Here is a 15,706-nt window from a genome sequence, read left to right as displayed (position 1 = left end):
CGGGGCCGGGCGGCGCGACCTCAGGCGAAGTTCGCCGCCAGCCGGTTGTGCACGTCGGTTGCGGCGATCGCCGCGTGCCCGGTCGCCACGGAGATCTGGTTCAACGCGCTCACCACGTCGCCGATGGCGTAGAGCCCGTCCACCGACGTCATCTGCCGGGCGTTGACGATCAATGCGCCGTCCTCGTCGCAGGTCGCGCCCGCGCCGACCGCCAGCGACGATCGCGAGATCAGGCCCATCATCGGGTACATCACGTCGAACGCGCGCGGCGCTCCGTCCAGGTCGAACACGCAACGCTCCCCGTCGAAGACGAGCGATGCCGGGACGGACGTCAGTTCGATGCCGTCCTTCGCGAGTTGCGCGCGCGTTGCCTCTTCGATTTCCGCGGTCGACGGCACGAGCGTCACGTTCGCCGAATACGTGCGCAGGAAGCGCGCATGCGACGCGGCCTTGTCGGCGGGCCCGTGCACGGCGATGGTCGTGTCGATGGCCTCGAACGCGTCGCAGATCGGGCACATGCGCACCGCGCCGCATTCGACGGCCTTCTCGATGCCGTCGAGCGCCGGCGTCACGTCCTCGCAGCCGGTGGCGAGGATGACGTGGCGCGCACGCAGTTCTTTGTCGCCGTGGCGGATGCGGAAGCCGTCGCCGTCCACGTGCAGCGCCGTCACTTCGTCGGGAATGGTCTCCACGCCGAACTTGCTGGCCTGCTCGCGCATGCGCTGCAGCAGTTCCTCGCCGCCGACGCCGTGCGGGAAGCCCGGGCAGTTGCGGCTCTTCGGGATCCAGCCGGCGCGGGTGCAGCCGGTATCGAAGATCCGGACGCTGCGGCGGTAACGCGCCAGGTACGTCGCCGCCGTCAGCCCGCCGGGGCCGCCGCCGACGACGATGCAGTCCAGGACCTCGCTCATGTGGTTCTCCGTTTTTTCGACGAGGAGTTCGCCGCCGGCGCCTCGTCGAGCATCGACTGCAGCCGTAGCGCATCGGTCGCGGCATGCCCGTGTGCCGTGTTGTCGAAGATCACCCAGCGCGTGCCGCGATGGCCGTTCACTCCATCGGCCAGCGTGCGCAGGGCCGCATCGTCGTACGCGCTGTAATACACACGCGGACTGCCATGCCAGCGCCAGTAGCGCATGCGTGCGTCGCCGCCTGGATCGCGCGAGGCGCCATTGGGCACCGGCGGATCGGCCGCGACGCGCGCGATGCCGTGCCGCTGCCAGAGTTCCTCCGCGCGCGGTGTGAACCACGATGCGTGCCGCGCCTCGCACGCGATGCCGACGTCGAAGCGGCGGCGCAGCATCGCGAAGAACGTCGTTGCCGTCCGCGCTTCGAACGGCAGGCTGGGCGGGAGCTGCACGAGCAGCACGGCGAACTTGCGACCGAGCCCGTCGACCTCGCCGGCGAAACGGTCGAGTTCGCGCGCGATGCCGCGCAGCCGCGCGTCGTGGGTGATCGTGCGCGGCAGCTTCACGCTGAAGCGGAAACGCGCCGGCACGCTCGCGGCCCAGCGCACGTACGTGTCGCGCCGGTGCGGACGGTGGAAGGAGGAGTTGATCTCCGTCGCGTTGAAGCGCGTGGCGTAGCGCGCCAGCATCGATTCACCCTCGCCGAACAGCGATCGGGTGGCCGACGGCAGCGACCATCCGGCGCAGCCGATGTAGAGGTTGCTTCGGGAAGCCGGAGGCATGGAGATCCATCGCGATGCACATGCCGGCATCGCACCATCGCGGCCGTCGAGAGGGTGTTACGGCGCGCTTCGGCGTGCGCGCGGGGCGCGGCGTGCCGGCGGGGGGCGATGCTCGATGTCGTCGAGCGCGCGGCGCAGGCGTGCGGTGGCGTCGTTGTCGCGCGGAGGCGGCGCGAGGCCGTCGAGCAGCGATCGGTTTTCATCGCCCACCACGGCCATGCGCAGCGAGAGGCCATGGGCGTCGAGCACGGGCGCGAGCTCCTCCGCGCGCCGGCGAAGGTCGGCCATCGTGTTGCGCCAGGCGATCTCGCAGATCCTGCGGCGCGCCGAGAAGCTGAAGGCGTTGGTGAAGAACAGCTCGGCGTCCCCGGCGTTGGGCTCGAAGATCAGCTGGTCGATATTGGGATACTGCTGCGCGTAGCGGGCCAGCCCGACCTGCATGCGCGATTGCAGCAGCGTGCGGAACGTCTGCGACAGCACGGCCGGCAGCCCGCCCGCGGCGAGGCTGCGCTCGTGGCTCACCGGCCGCCCGCTGTCGTCCTGGGTGAACGGCACCAGCGGGTTGAGGCCGATCATCAGGTCCACGTCGCGATCGAGCAGGACGGAGGCGTGCATCGTCCGGCGCAGCGCACCGTCGACGAAGTGCCGGCCGCCGATCTCGACCGGCGGATACAGGCCGGGCAGGGCGGCGCTGGCCTGCACGGCGACGGAGATCGGCACGCCATCCCAGCCTTCGGTGCCGAATTTCACCGCCTCGCCACTGTCCAGGTCGACCGCGACCACGCACAGCTGGGTGTCCAGATCGCGGAAATCGTTGCTGCGGCCGCGGCGGGTAAAGACGTCCTGCAGGAAGCGTTCGACCTGCGCGTTGTCGAACAGGCCGGTGGGGACCAGTGCGCCGAAGTGCATCAGCAGGTCCGACCAGCGCGACTCGTTGCGCGAGAACAGCAGCTCCTGCCACCACGTCGCCGCCAGCCGTGGCAGCCGCGCGGCGCGGCGTGCGTATTCGAAGATCGCCGGGCGCAGGAAGGTTTCCGGGCGGAACTGCACGTCCGCACTGTCGCCGGTGATGAAGATGCGGCACATCTCCGCCGTGTCGATGCGGTTGGCGAGGCCGGCGGCGAGGAACGCGCCGCTGCTGACGCCGACGTAGCCGTCCAGCCGCGTGAGGTCCAGGCCTTCGATCGCCTCGTCGAGCGCGCGCAGGGCGCCGAGTTCGTACATCCCGCCGATGGGCCCGCCGCCGGCGACCGCCAGGCCGATGCGGGGCGGTTGCCCGGGGGCGCGCGCGCGTTGCCTGGCGGAGTGGAGTGACAGCATGCGGGCACGGGCGGCGAAGGTGGCCCGAGTGTAGCCGCCCCGCGGCGGGCGGCGTCGTGACGGGTTGCGACGTGTGCCCGGGCCGCCGATCATCGACCGGGATGCCGCCGCGCCCGAGCCCCGACCGCCGCCCTCCGCGTCATCGCCCGCTGCGCGACGGGCCGCTCCGGGACCGCCTGGACTGGCTGCTGCGCGAACACCAGGCGCTGCACGACCCTGCGATCGAACCCCGCAACGAGCTGCCGTGGCTGCCGGAACTGCGCCGCTGGCAGACGCGCCGGCTCGAGGCGAGCTTCGACCGCTTCCTGCGCGATCCCCAGCGCCGCCCGGCGGCGCAGTTCTTCCTGACCGACGTCTACAACGAGCACGACTTCGCCCAGCGCGACGCCGACATCGCGCGCGTGCTGCCGATGATGCAGCGCTTGCTGCCGGAGCATCTGCTGGCGACGGTGGCCGATGCCATCGAACTGGGCCTGCTCACGCAGGCGCTGGATCTGCGGATGGCGCAGGTGCTGCAGGCCATCGGTGGACCTCGCCGCCGCCTGGACGCGGCGCTTTACGCGCGCGCCTATCGGATGGCGGGGCTGCCGCGGCTGCGCGGCTACCAGATCGACCTGATCGCGCGGGTCGGCCTAGGCCTGGGCCATGCGCTGCGGTTGCCGGGTGTGTCGATGCTGCTGCGGCTGTCGCGTGCGCCGGCGCGGGCGGCCGGCCTGTCGCAGTTGCAGGGGTTCCTCGAACGCGGCTTCGAGGCGTTCGGCCGCCTCGGCGATGCGCGAGGCTTCATCGGCGAGATCGAACAGGACGAACGCGACATCTCACGCCGCCTGTTCGCGGGCGATGCGGATCCGTTCGACGGCGCGATGGAGTAGGTCGGGTGAGCGTCAGGTGAAGCGTTCGTCGAGCACGCGGCGGATCTCCGCCTCGATCGGCCCCTTCATCGTGCTCAGCAGGAAGCCGAGCTTGGCCGTCACGTGCAGTTCGCTCGGCGCCACGTTGATGTGGCCGTCCACGCCGCTGCGGCTGAAATTGAGCGTATTGCCGCTCCACCCGGTGACCATGCCGAAGCGATCGGCGAGTTTGTCGGCCACGTCCTGCACGGCCTGGCGTGCCTGTTCCGGCGGCAGCGAATGCGCGTGGCGGATATCGATGTTCGACATGTGGGCTCTCCCGAAGTGGCCGGTATTGTGCGCGCCGCGCACGATGCATCCAAGTGCGCGGGCCTTCTGCTAGATTGCGCGGACGTGACTGCCCTCCGCCTGCGCTTCCAGAACCGCGAACATGCCGACCTGGCCCTGGGGCCGGGCGTGCATGCCATTGGCTACGATCCGTCCGGCGCATTGGCGCAGGTCGCGCCCGACGGCGCCGTCGCGCAGTTCTGCGTCGACAGGCGTGGCGTGTGGCTGCAGGTCCGCGAAGGCGCGCCCGGCCTGCACGTCAACGGTCGTCCGGTGCGTCGCATGGCGATGCTGCGCGTGGGCGATGCGATCTTCGTCGACGGCGTGGAGCTGATGCTGCTCGGCGGCGATCCGCTGCCGGCCCCGGCGGATTACGGATTCAACGGCGGCACCGACACGCGCATGCTGCTGCGTGGCATCGGCGGCCCGCACCACGGCCGCAGCTTCACGCTGGACGCGCCGCGACTGGTCGGCCGCGCCGGCGAGAGCGACATCCGCGTCAACGATCCGAATTTCGCCGAGCGTCACGCGCGGCTGGAGGGCCATGCCGACGGCGTGATCCTGCGCGACCTCGGCTCGGTCGAAGGCAGCCTGGTCAACGGCCGTCCGGTGCGTCACGCGCTGCTGCAGGCGGGCGACCAGGTCGTGTTCGGAAGCCAGCATCGTTTCGTGGTCGAAGCGCCGATGCAGCGCACCGTCGCGCCCGACGTGCCCGCACCGAAGGCGCGCGTGCCGGTCATCGAGGACACGCGCGCCGTCGCGCCGATCAAGCGTTCAGCGCGACGCATCCCGTGGCTGCTGCTGGCGGCGATCCTGCTTTCGGCGGCGCTCAGCCTGCTGCTGCTTTACGGCGCGCGCTGAGCTTTCGCTTCTTCAGCGCGTTCCACGCGCGCCAGCCGAGCAGCACCGCAAGGATCCCGGCGTACAGCGCCGGCTCGCGGACGTCGGATTTCACCAGCCACCAGAAGTGCAGCACCGCCAGCACGGCGATGACATAGACCAGCTTGTGCAGCCGCGCCCAGTTGCGGCCGAGCCAGCGGATCGCCGCCTGCGTCGAGGTCAGCGCCAGCGGTACCAGCAGCAGCCAGGCGGCGAATCCGACGGTGATGTATGGCCGCTTGGCGATCTCCTCGAAGATCTGCGTCCAGTAACCGCGCAGGTCGAGCACCAGGTACGCGGTGAAGTGCAGCGTCGCGTAGGCGAACGCGTACAGCCCGAGCATGCGCCGGAAGCGCATCAGCACCGGCTGGCCGGTGAGCTGCCGCAGCGGCGTGATCGCGAGGGTCAGCATCAGGAAGCGCAGGGCCCACAGGCCGAGGCGGTGTTCGATCTCCGCCACCGGATCGGCGCCCAGCCCGCCGCTGCCGGTCAGGAATTCCGCGCGGATCTGCCAGGCGAGGATCGCCGCCGGCGTCAGCGCCAGCGCGTGGACGAGGGTCTTGGTTGCGATGAGGGTGCGGGTGGAGGGGGGCATTCTTTGATGAACCGTCGGCCATGTGAACCGTCATTCCCGCGAAGGCGGGAATCCAAGTGTCCAGCGAATCACGCCCGCCGGAGAGCGTGCCAGGCCTGATGGTTGAATCCCCGCCTTCGCGGGGATGACAGCAAATGCGAACGCGCGGAAAGAGGAAGCAGCAGTGGAGCGGGGACCAGCGTTCAGAGCTTCAGAACCACTTCTTCAGATCCAGCCCCTTGTACAGCCCGGCCACCTGGTCCGCATATCCGTTGAACATCCGCGTCGGAATCCGTTCGGCGAACAGCTTGCTCGCGGTGCCAGAGATGCGGCGCTCGGTCTTCTGGCTCCAGCGCGGGTGGTCCACCGTCGGATTGACGTTGGAAAAGAAGCCATATTCGCTCGGTTGCGCCTGGTGCCAGGCGGTCTCGGGCATCGTTTCGACGAAGTCGATGGCGACGATCGACTTGATGCTCTTGAAACCGTATTTCCACGGAACCACAAGCCGCAGCGGCGCGCCGTTCTGCTGCAGCAGCGGCTTGCCGTACAGGCCGGTGGCCAGCAGCGTCAGCGGATGCATGGCCTCGTCGATGCGCAGGCCTTCGCGATATGGCCAGTCGAGCGAGGGCCAGACCACGCCCGGCGTCTGTTTCGGATCGGCGATGGTGGTGAAGGCGACGTACTTCGCCTGCGAGGTCGGCTCGAAGCGCTTGAGCACGTCGGCGAGCGGCACGCCCAGCCACGGGATCACCATCGACCAGCCTTCCACGCAGCGCAGGCGGTACACGCGCTCCTCCGGCTTGAAGCCCTTCAGCAGGTCCTCCATCGAGACCTTGCCGGGTTTGGCGCAATGCCCGCCGACGGCGACCGTCCACGGACTCGTGCGAAGCGTGCGCTTGGCTTTCGACGGATCGGCCTTGCCGGTGCCGAACTCGTAGAAGTTGTTGTAGGTGGTGACGTCCTCGAAGCGCGTCAGCGTCTCGTCGGTGCGGAAGCCCGAACGCGCCTGCGCCGGCGTGAGCGACACCTTCGGCGGCGGCGGCGGCTCGGCCTGGCCGCAGCCGGACAGCGCCATCGCGGGCGCGACGGAGAGCGCGGCCAGCAGGCGGCGGCGTTCGCGATAGACCGATTCGTCCGTGATTTCGGCGGCGGGAATCCTCAAGGCGTCGCGCAGTGACATGTCGGTTCCGGTTTTCGCGTTGGAGTATCGCGGGGAGGGCGGACGCACACGTGCGCCCGGTTCCACTATAGAGGGGCAACATGAGCAAAAAGTTGCGGTGGAAACCATGAATCCGCACGCTGTTGCGGTGCGGCATACTTGGCCGCTCGCGCGTTCCCGCCCGTCCTTCGCCTGTCCGACCGGAGATTTCATGTCCCGCGCCTTCAACTTCGCCGCTGGCCCCGCCACCCTTCCCGAGGCGGTGCTGCGCCAGGCGCAGGAGGAAATGCTGGAGTGGAACGGCGTCGGCGCCTCGATCGTGGAAATCAGCCACCGCGGCGCCGAGTTCATGGAAGTCGCGCGACAGGCCGAAGCCGACCTGCGCGCGCTGATGTCGATTCCCGACGACTACGCCGTGCTCTTCCTCGCCGGCGGCGCGACGCTGCAGCAGGCGCTGATCCCGCTGAACTTCGCCGCGCCGGGGCAGGCCGCCGACTACGTCGTGACTGGCCACTGGGGCAAGACGGCGATCAAGCAGGCGCGCACGTACGTCGATGCGCGCATCGCGGCCGACGGCGAATCGACCGGCTTCCACGACATCCCGCCGCGCAGCGAGTGGCGCCTCACGCCCGGCGCGGCGTACGTGCACTACACCGCGAACGAAACCATCCACGGCGTGGAATTCCGCGATATCCCGGACGTCGGCGATGCGCCGCTGATCGCCGACTTCAGTTCGTCCATTGCCGCCGAACCGCTGGACGTGTCGCGCTTCGGCGTGATCTACGGCGGCGCGCAGAAGAACCTCGGCCCCGTCGGCGTGACGGTGGTGATCGTGCGCCGCGACCTGCTCGAACGCGCCGGCCAGCCGCGCGCGGACATCATGAATTACAGCTCGCACGTCGCGGGCGAATCGATGCTCAACACGCCGCCGACGTGGAACTGGTACCTGGCCGGACTGGTGTTCAAGTGGATGCTGGCCGAAGGCGGCGTCGAGGAATTCGCGCGTCGAAACGCGCGCAAGTCGGCGCTGCTGTATGGCGCGATCGACGGCTCCGGCGGCTTCTATCGCAACGACGTCGTGCCTGCCGCGCGCTCTCGCATGAACGTGCCGTTCTTCCTGCACGATCCGGCGCTGGATGCCGCGTTCCTGAAGGAATCCAAGGCTGCAGGGCTGCTCGCGCTGAAGGGCCACCGCGTGCTCGGCGGCATGCGCGCGTCGATCTACAACGCGATGCCGGAAGCCGGCGTGCAGGCGCTGGTCGACTTCATGCGCGATTTCCAGAAGCGATACGGATGAGTGTCGTGTAGCCCGGGCCAGCGAAGCACCCCGGGTCGCGGCACGAGTACCCGGCAGGTCCTTCGCCCGGGCAACGCAAGACAGAACACGGACAACTCCCCCAATGAAGAAGACCGGCAAGGCCGCACCGAAGAAGCAGACCACGACGAAGGCGGCCACCAAGCGCGCTCCCTCCAAGCGCGCTCCCGCGAAGGACGTGGCCGACGCCGTGCCTTCGAAGACCGACGCCGCGCCGCTCGATCTCGCCACGTTGCGCGAGCGCATCGACGGCATCGACCGCCACATCCAGGAACTGATCGGCGAGCGCGCGCAGTTCGCCAACCAGGTCGGCAAGGCGAAGGGCAAGCTCGCCGCGGCGGTGGATTACTACCGCCCCGAACGCGAAGCGCAGGTGCTGCGCCGCGTGGTCGACCGCAATGACGGTCCGCTCAACGACGAAGTGCTGGTGCGGCTGTTCCGCGAAATCATGTCCGCGTGCCTGGCGCAGCAGGAGCCGCTGAAGATCGGCTACCTCGGCCCGGAAGGCACGCATTCGCAGCAGGCCGTCTACAAGCATTTCGGCCATTCGATCCACGGCCTGCCGCTGGCGAGCATCGAGGAAGTGTTCCAGGAAGTGGAAGCCGGCCATGCCGACTTCGGCGTGGTGCCGGTGGAGAACTCCACGCAGGGCACGATCCAGTCGACGCTCGACATGTTCCTCACCTCGAAGCTGAAGATCTGCGGCGAAGTCGAGCTTCGCGTGCACCAGCACCTGCTGTCGCGCAACGACCAGCTCGAAGGCATCGAGCGCGTGTACTCGCATCCGCAGTCGTTCGCACAGTGCAAGGCGTGGCTGCGCCAGTACCTGCCCAAGGCCGAGAAGATCCCGGTGTCGAGCAACGCCGAGGCCGCGCGCCGCGCTCGCGCCTCCGACGATGCCGCCGCCATCGCCGGCATCAGCGCGGCGAACGTGTACGGCCTGAAATCCGTCGCGGGCCCGATCGAGGATCGCCCCGACAACACCACGCGCTTCCTGGTGATCGGCCGCGAGCTGTTCCCGCCGTCGGGCAACGACCGCACCTCGCTGATGATCTTCATCAAGGACCAGCCCGGCGCGCTGTACCACGTGCTGGCGCCGTTCGCGAAGCACGGCCTGAGCATGAACCGCATCGAGTCGCGTCCGGGTCACACGGGACTGTGGCAGTACGCGTTCTTCATCGACATCGGCGGCCACGTGCAGGAAGAGGCGATGCGTCGGGCGCTCGACGAACTCGCCGATTACGCGCAGGAAGTGAAGGTGCTGGGTTCTTACCCGGTCGCCATCGCATGAGCGCCGTGCGCGAGACGGATACCGACGCAACGCAGCCCACGCGCGACGAAGCCTGGTTCGCCGCGCGCGCCTCGCGTGGCGTGCAGGGGTTGAAGGCCTACGATCCGGGGCACGACCTGGTGGCTTTCCGTCGCCAGTTTGGTGAGGCCAACCTGGTCGAACTCGGTTCGAACGAGAACCCATACGGCCCTTCGCCCGATGCACGCGCGGCGATCCTCGACCAGCTGCATTCGCTGCATCGCTATCCCGATCCGCTCGGAGCCGATCTCAAGCGCGCACTCGCGGCAAAGCATGGCGTCGATACGAAACAGATCCTGCTCGGCAACGGTTCGCATGAACTGCTGATGCAGCTGGCGCAGGTGTTCGCCGGCGCAGGCGACGACGTGGTGTTCTCGCGCTACGGCTTCGCCGTCTTCGCCTTGGCCACGCAGGCGGCGGGCGCGACGATGCGCATCGTGCCCGCATTGCCGGACGATCATCCGACGATGCCGCTGGGCCACGACCTGGACGCGATCGCCGCGGCGATCACCGACTGCACGAAGCTCGTTTACCTCGCCAATCCCAACAATCCGACCGGCACGTGGTTCGGCCGTGCGGCGTTCGAGGCATTCCTGGCGAAGGTGCCGGCGGACGTCATCGTCGTGATGGACGAGGCGTACGCCGAACTGGCCGATGCCGAGGCCGATGCCACGACCGCGCTCCCGCTGCTCGCGTCGCATTCCAACCTGGCGCTCACCCGCACTTTCAGCAAGGCGTACGGCCTGGCCGGATTGCGCGTGGGTTACCTCATCGCCGCGCCGGGACTGGTCGCGGTGATGGAGCGCCTGCGCGAAAGCTTCAACGTAAACGGGCCTGCGCTCGCGGCGTGCGAAGCGGCGCTGGGCGACGTCGCGCATCTGGAATGGGCGCGCGATCGCAATGCCGAACAGCGCATGGCGCTCGCCGAGGCCTTCGAGCGCCGCGGCCTGCGGGTCATGCCGTCGCAGACGAATTTCGTGCTGGTACGCTTTGGACCGCAGACGGCGCGCATCGAAGCCGAACTGACGAAACGCGGCGTCGTGCTGCGTCCCATGGGCGGTTACGGATTGCCGGAGTATCTGCGCGTCACCGTCGGCACCGTCGACGAAAACCGACGCCTGCTCGCGGCGATCGACGCGGTGCTCGGCGAGGTGGGCGCATGAGCGGCGGTTCGCAGCACTGGATCGCACGCGCCGGCCAGCCGTTGCGCGGAAGCATCCGCGTGCCGGGCGACAAGTCGGTCTCGCATCGCGCGGTGATGCTCGGCGCGCTCGCCGAAGGGACCACGCACGTGCGTGGTTTCCTCGAAGGCGAAGACACGCGCGCGACGGCCCGCGTGTTCGAGCAACTCGGTGTTCGCATCGAAACCCCAAGCGCAAGCGAGCGCATCGTCCACGGCGTGGGCCTGCACGGCCTGCGCGCGAGCAGTACGCCGCTGGACTGCGGAAATGCCGGCACCGGCATGCGGCTGCTTGCCGGCGTGCTGGCTGGGCAGGCGTTCGACAGCACGCTGATCGGCGACGCCTCGCTCTCCAAGCGCCCCATGCGCCGCGTGATCGAGCCGTTGTCGCTCATGGGCGCGCGCATGGATTCAGAAGAGGGCGGGTTGCCGCCGCTGCGCATCCGCGGCGCGCAGTCGCTCACCGGCATCGACTACACCTTGCCGGTTGCGAGCGCGCAGGTGAAATCCGCGCTGCTGCTCGCGGGGTTGTACGCGAGCGGCGACACCGTCGTGCACGAGCCGCATCCCACGCGCGACTACACCGAGCGCATGCTCGCGGCGTTCGGCTGGCCGATCGAGTTTTCGCCCGGTTACGCGAAGCTGGCCGGCGGCGGGCGCCTGCGCGCGACCGACGTCAACGTGCCCGCCGACTTCTCGTCCGCCGCGTTCTTCCTGGTCGCGGCGAGCATCGTGCCGGGCTCGGAATTGCGGCTGGAGGCGGTGGGCATGAACCCGCGCCGCACCGGCCTGCTGACCGCGCTGCGCCGCATGGGGGCCGACATACGCGAGGAGAACGCGACCGAGCAGGGCGGCGAGCCCGTGGCGGATCTGGTCGTGCGACACGCGCCGCTGCACGGTATCGAAGTGGACGGCGAACTCGCGCCGGACATGATCGACGAGTTCCCCGCGCTGTTCGTCGCCGCCGCATGCGCGGAAGGCGTCACGACCATCCGCGACGCGGCGGAACTGCGGGTGAAGGAATCCGACCGCATCGCCACCATGGCGCAGGGCCTGCGGGCGCTGGGCATCGAGGTGGACGAGCATCCCGACGGCGCGACCATCGTGCCCGGCGCGCTGCAGGCGGGCAGGGTGGACAGCCATGGCGACCATCGCATCGCGATGAGCTTCGCGGTCGCTGCGCAGCGGGCGTCGGGCGACGTGCGGATCGACGATGTCGCCAACGTAGCGACCTCTTTCCCCGGCTTCGATTCCCTGGCCCGTGATAGCGGTATCTGGCTGGCCGCAGGCGCGTGACTTAGACTCACCGCCTGCCGTTTCCCCCAGCGAAATTCCCGACCCAAGTGCAGCGCTCCGCCACCGACCCCGACGCACGCGACTCCTTCGGCGGTCGAGGTCCGAGCCTCGCGGGTCCCGAGGCCTTGGGCGTCTCGCGGACGCTGGCATGGATCGCGCTCGCGGGCGTGGCATTCCAGGCGTTCTTCGCGATCAACGACCTGGGCCGGCATGTCCCGAACATGCACCCGGAGTACGGCACGTTCGTGGCGCTGCTCGCCATGGCGTTCGCCGGTTCCCGCCCCTGGCGCGAACTGGCGGCGCACCCCGCGGTCCGGCTGCTCGGCGTGCTGGCCGTCGTCCTGATCGTGCATGCGGCGTACATCGCGTGGTTGCTGCCGGAGGTGCGCTGGTCGAACCAGCTGACCGTCGTCGCCAAGCTGCTTCGACTGGGGTTCCAGACGTGCGTCATCGGCTGGTGGATGTCGGTGAACCCGCGCGCGATTCCGAAACTGCTCGGCGTGCTGATCCTCGGCCTGCTCGCTGCGGTGCTCTACCACATGCCATGGAGCGCGATGCCGGCGATCTGGTCCGGCGAGATGCGTCCGTGGTTCGGCATTTCGCAGAACCTCAGCGGCATGATCGCCGCCGTCGGCGGCTGGCTCACGTTGTGCCTGCTCATCGGCATCTGGCGCGATTACCCGCGCGGGTCGCGTCGCATCTGGCTGCTCGTGCTCGCGTTGCTGGCGTTCGCCGGCTGCTTCTGCGTGCTGCTGTTCTCGCAGTCGCGGGGCGCGTGGCTGTCTTTCATCGTGGCCGTCCCGCTGGCGATCATCGGCTACGCGTTCACGCGCGGCCCGCGCCGACGGCCACTCCCGTGGCAGCCGATCGTACTCGCGCTGCTGGTGTGCCTGAGCCTGCTCACCGCCGCCCATCGCATCTTCGCGCTGCGGTTCGACGGGGCGAATCAACTCGTGCCGGCGTGGGTGCAATCGCTGCTGGAACACAAGCCGGCGAGCGATGCAAGCGCCGTACCCTCAGGGCCGGCGCCCACGCCGGCACCGGGTTCGACCATCGACGCGCCCGCTTCCGATGCCATCGCGCAGACGCCGGCCGATCCGCGCGCCCTGCCGCGCGACATCGACGGCCTGGACACCGCGATCCCCGGCAACAAGGCCGTGGGCATCCGCATGCTGCTGTATCGGGAAGGCGTCGAGCGTTTCCTCGAACGCCCGCTTTTCGGCTGGGGCCTGGACACGATTCCGCTGCTGATCCAGCGCGCGCAACTGCCCACCGGCGGCGAGCAGTTCGTCCACCTGCACAACGCCTACCTGGATGCGCTGGTCGGCCTGGGCGTGATCGGCGCGGCGCTGCTGTTCGCAGTGTTCGCGATGCTCATGCGCGAACTCTGGCTGGCGTGGCGTACCGGCATCGTCTCGACCGCCAGCTTCTGGGGGCTCGCGGGTTGCGTCGGCATCGTGCTGATCGCCAACAACTTCGACTCGCTGCTGTGGCGCTTCGAATACGTGCGTGCGCCGCTCGGCCTGCTGTTCGGCTGCTGCATGGCGTACGGCCTGATCCGCGAACGCCGCGCCCGCGAGGGCTGATCGCGGCTCGCGTCGGTTCTGGAGCGTGCCTCAGCGCTGCGCCTGGAACTCGATCGGCACCATCACCGTTCCCGTGATCGGCTGGCCGCCCTGCATCGCGGGACGGAAACGCCAGCGCTTGACCGCGTCCACGGCAGCGCGATCCAGGTAGCGCGAGCCGCTACCTGTCGCGACCGCGACCTCGCTCGGCACGCCATCCGGGCCGATCTGCGCCCGCACCGTCACCGTGCCGCTTTCGCCACGACGCAGCGACTGCGTCGGATAACGCGGCGCAGGCGTCTGCCCGGCGATAGGCTCCGGCCGCGACACCGGCCCGCTCGGCACTGCCGGCGCGGTGGGCTGCGGCAGCGATGCCGGTGGTGCAGCCGGCCGCGTTTCGAGCAGCCGCGGCCGTTCTTCCTCTTCGCCCGGCGCCTGCGCGGGCGGTGCGCCCATGCCGCTCGCGTTGTCGCGGCCGGCTGGCAGCGGGGCGGGGAGTGGCGAATAGCGCGGCGCATCCGCCGTCGGCGGCGTGCCCACGCGGAACAGCGCGTCGTCGTCCTTGCGTCCCGCCGACAGCACCAGCGCGAACAGCACCAGCCCGACGACGAATGCCAGCAGAACCCACAGGAAGGAGCGCCCCGCCGGCAACCAGCGGCCGAGATCGAAGGCGGGACGATGCGGCGTGGGAGCAGGTGTGGACATGCGTGAACCGGTGGGAAACTGCCCCGATTCTGCCCATCGCGGCCCTTCAGGACGTGAACGTTTCGGCAATCCGTCGCCCCGGACGGTGGTTCCACGCGATAATCGCGACCTCGATCACTCGTTCGGCCCCACGCTCCCATGCTCGATCCCAACCTGCTGCGCCACAACCCCGCCGAACTTGCCGCGCGCCTGCGCGAGACCCGGGGCTACGAACTCGACGCCGGCGTGCTGGAAGCGCTGGAGTCCGAGCGCAAGCAGATCCAGGTGCGCACACAGGAGCTGCAGAACCTGCGCAACACGCGTTCCAAGGCCATCGGCCAGGCCAAGGCGAAGGGCGAGGACGTCAGCGCGCTGATGGCCGAAGTCGCCGGTTTCGGCGACGAACTCAAGGCCAGCGAAGCGCGCCTTGAAGTCATCCGCGGCGAGATCGAAGCGATCGCGTTGACCATCCCGAACCTACCGCACGAGTCCGTGCCGCTGGGCGAGGATGAAAACGACAACGTCGAGCAGCACCGCTGGGGCACACCGCGAACGTTCGAATTCCCGGTGAAGGACCACGTCGAGCTCGGCGCGCGCAACGGCTGGCTCGACGGCGACACCGCCGCCAAGCTCAGCGGCGCGCGCTTCACCGTGCTGCGCGGCTCGCTCGCGCGCCTGCACCGTGCGCTCGCGCAGTTCATGCTCGACCTGCACACCAACGAGCACGGCTACCAGGAAACCAGCGTCCCGCTGCTGGTGAACGCCGACAGCATGCGCGGCACCGGCCAGCTGCCGAAGTTCGAGGACGACCTCTTCGCCACGACCATCGGCGACGGCGAAAACGCGCACAAGCGTTACCTGATTCCGACCTCGGAAGTGCCGCTGACCAACATCGTGCGCGACGAGATCGTCGAAGCCGACGCGATGCCGATCCGCATGACCGCGCATTCGATGTGTTTCCGCGCCGAAGCCGGCAGCCACGGCCGCGACACGCGCGGCATGATCCGCCAGCATCAGTTCGAGAAGGTCGAGCTGGTGACGATCGCGCGCCCGGAGGAAAGCTACGTCGAGCACGAGCGCATGACGCGCTGCGCCGAAGTGGTGCTGGAAAAGCTCGGCCTGCCGTACCGCCGCGTGCTGCTGTGCACGGGCGACATGGGCTTCGCGGCGACCAAGACCTTCGACCTGGAAGTCTGGCTGCCGTCGCAGGACACGTACCGCGAGATCTCGTCCTGCTCGAACTGCGAAAGCTTCCAGGCCCGCCGCATGCAGGCCCGCTGGCGCAACCCGGCCACCGGCAAGCCGGAGCTGGTGCACACGCTCAACGGTTCGGGCACGGCCGTGGGCCGCGCACTGATCGCCGTGATGGAGAACTACCAGAACGCGGACGGCTCGATCACCGTGCCGGAGGTGCTGCGGCCGTATATGGGCGGGCAGGAACGCATCGCCTGAGCCGCACGCTGTTTCCTTCTCCCCTCGGGAGATGGTGCCCGCAGGGCGGATGAGGGGCAACGAAGCCACAGCGGCAAACCAGCAGTGCATCACCGCGCTACTGGTTTT

Annotated in this window: 15 protein-coding genes; 8 read left to right on the top strand and 7 right to left on the bottom strand. The window is 69.1% G+C overall.

Annotation, left to right across the window (positions count from 1 at the left end):
• Nucleotides 1-20 precede the first annotated feature (20 nt).
• The 3 genes from ABIE51_RS12190 to ABIE51_RS12180 are packed head-to-tail and all read right to left on the bottom strand — an operon-like array spanning nt 21 to nt 3,007.
• The gene (locus ABIE51_RS12190; protein ID WP_192630929.1) at nt 21-911 is read right to left on the bottom strand and encodes an NAD(P)/FAD-dependent oxidoreductase; all 891 of its coding nucleotides are present in this window, start codon (nt 909-911) and stop codon (nt 21-23) included.
• Nucleotides 908-1,687 carry a DUF72 domain-containing protein gene (locus tag ABIE51_RS12185; RefSeq protein WP_354504166.1) on the bottom strand — a complete coding sequence of 260 codons (780 nt, stop codon included), beginning with the start codon at nt 1,685-1,687 and terminating at the stop codon, nt 908-910. Before ABIE51_RS12185 ends, ABIE51_RS12190 begins: the two co-directional genes overlap by 4 nt.
• 57 nt (nt 1,688-1,744) lie before the next feature.
• On the bottom strand, nt 1,745-3,007 hold the full coding sequence (locus tag ABIE51_RS12180) for a patatin-like phospholipase family protein (RefSeq protein WP_192630927.1): 1,263 nt from the start codon (nt 3,005-3,007) through the stop codon (nt 1,745-1,747).
• 101 nt (nt 3,008-3,108) lie between these two features.
• On the opposite strand from ABIE51_RS12180, the gene ABIE51_RS12175 reads away from it, so the two are divergent.
• Nucleotides 3,109-3,879, top strand: coding sequence for a DUF8198 family protein (locus tag ABIE51_RS12175; RefSeq protein WP_157030449.1), 771 nt, complete (start codon nt 3,109-3,111; stop codon nt 3,877-3,879).
• A gap of 12 nt (nt 3,880-3,891) precedes the next feature.
• On the opposite strand, the gene ABIE51_RS12170 is transcribed toward ABIE51_RS12175, so the two are convergent.
• Nucleotides 3,892-4,167, bottom strand: a complete 276-nt coding sequence (locus tag ABIE51_RS12170; protein WP_115841622.1) for a polyhydroxyalkanoic acid system family protein — start codon at nt 4,165-4,167, stop codon at nt 3,892-3,894.
• An 84-nt stretch (nt 4,168-4,251) separates the two neighbouring features.
• Between ABIE51_RS12170 and ABIE51_RS12165 the strand changes: the two genes are divergently transcribed.
• A complete protein-coding gene (locus tag ABIE51_RS12165; RefSeq protein WP_157030448.1) occupies nt 4,252-5,046 on the top strand; it encodes an FHA domain-containing protein in 795 nt (264 codons plus the stop codon).
• On the opposite strand, the gene msrQ is transcribed toward ABIE51_RS12165, so the two are convergent.
• Nucleotides 5,015-5,659 (bottom strand): protein-methionine-sulfoxide reductase heme-binding subunit MsrQ, encoded by a 645-nt coding sequence (msrQ, locus tag ABIE51_RS12160; RefSeq protein WP_192630926.1) that lies wholly within the window; start codon nt 5,657-5,659, stop codon nt 5,015-5,017. The two genes, ABIE51_RS12165 and msrQ, sit on opposite strands and share 32 nt — an antisense overlap.
• Before the next feature lie 190 nt (nt 5,660-5,849).
• Complete coding sequence (gene msrP, locus ABIE51_RS12155; protein ID WP_192630925.1) at nt 5,850-6,818, bottom strand: protein-methionine-sulfoxide reductase catalytic subunit MsrP; 969 nt, start codon at nt 6,816-6,818, stop codon at nt 5,850-5,852.
• A 190-nt stretch (nt 6,819-7,008) separates the two neighbouring features.
• Between msrP and serC the strand changes: the two genes are divergently transcribed.
• The 5 genes from serC to ABIE51_RS12130 all read left to right on the top strand — a co-directional run bounded on the left by serC (nt 7,009) and on the right by ABIE51_RS12130 (nt 13,483).
• Complete coding sequence (gene serC / locus ABIE51_RS12150) at nt 7,009-8,094, top strand: 3-phosphoserine/phosphohydroxythreonine transaminase (protein WP_192630924.1); 1,086 nt, start codon at nt 7,009-7,011, stop codon at nt 8,092-8,094.
• Between the two features lie 103 nt (nt 8,095-8,197).
• Complete coding sequence (pheA, locus tag ABIE51_RS12145; protein ID WP_115841617.1) at nt 8,198-9,403, top strand: prephenate dehydratase; 1,206 nt, start codon at nt 8,198-8,200, stop codon at nt 9,401-9,403.
• A complete protein-coding gene (gene hisC, locus ABIE51_RS12140; protein WP_192630923.1) occupies nt 9,400-10,584 on the top strand; it encodes a histidinol-phosphate transaminase in 1,185 nt (394 codons plus the stop codon). Before pheA ends, hisC begins: the two co-directional genes overlap by 4 nt.
• Complete coding sequence (gene aroA / locus ABIE51_RS12135) at nt 10,581-11,897, top strand: 3-phosphoshikimate 1-carboxyvinyltransferase (protein ID WP_192630922.1); 1,317 nt, start codon at nt 10,581-10,583, stop codon at nt 11,895-11,897. Before hisC ends, aroA begins: the two co-directional genes overlap by 4 nt.
• Before the next feature lie 47 nt (nt 11,898-11,944).
• A complete protein-coding gene (locus ABIE51_RS12130; protein WP_192630921.1) occupies nt 11,945-13,483 on the top strand; it encodes an O-antigen ligase family protein in 1,539 nt (512 codons plus the stop codon).
• A gap of 30 nt (nt 13,484-13,513) precedes the next feature.
• On the opposite strand, the gene ABIE51_RS12125 is transcribed toward ABIE51_RS12130, so the two are convergent.
• Entirely contained in the window at nt 13,514-14,167 is a 654-nt protein-coding gene (locus ABIE51_RS12125; RefSeq protein WP_192630920.1) for an energy transducer TonB, read from the bottom strand.
• Between the two features lie 138 nt (nt 14,168-14,305).
• Here ABIE51_RS12125 and serS point away from each other — a divergent pair, with 138 nt between their 5' ends.
• Nucleotides 14,306-15,598: a serine--tRNA ligase gene (serS, locus tag ABIE51_RS12120; RefSeq protein ID WP_192630919.1), complete on the top strand. Its 1,293-nt coding sequence runs from the start codon at nt 14,306-14,308 to the stop codon at nt 15,596-15,598.
• Nucleotides 15,599-15,706 lie beyond the last annotated feature (108 nt).

Source organism: Lysobacter sp. OAE881, from assembly GCF_040546665.1.
Taxonomy (GTDB): domain Bacteria; phylum Pseudomonadota; class Gammaproteobacteria; order Xanthomonadales; family Xanthomonadaceae; genus Lysobacter_J; species Lysobacter_J soli.
This window is presented reverse-complemented; position numbering and strand designations above follow the sequence as displayed.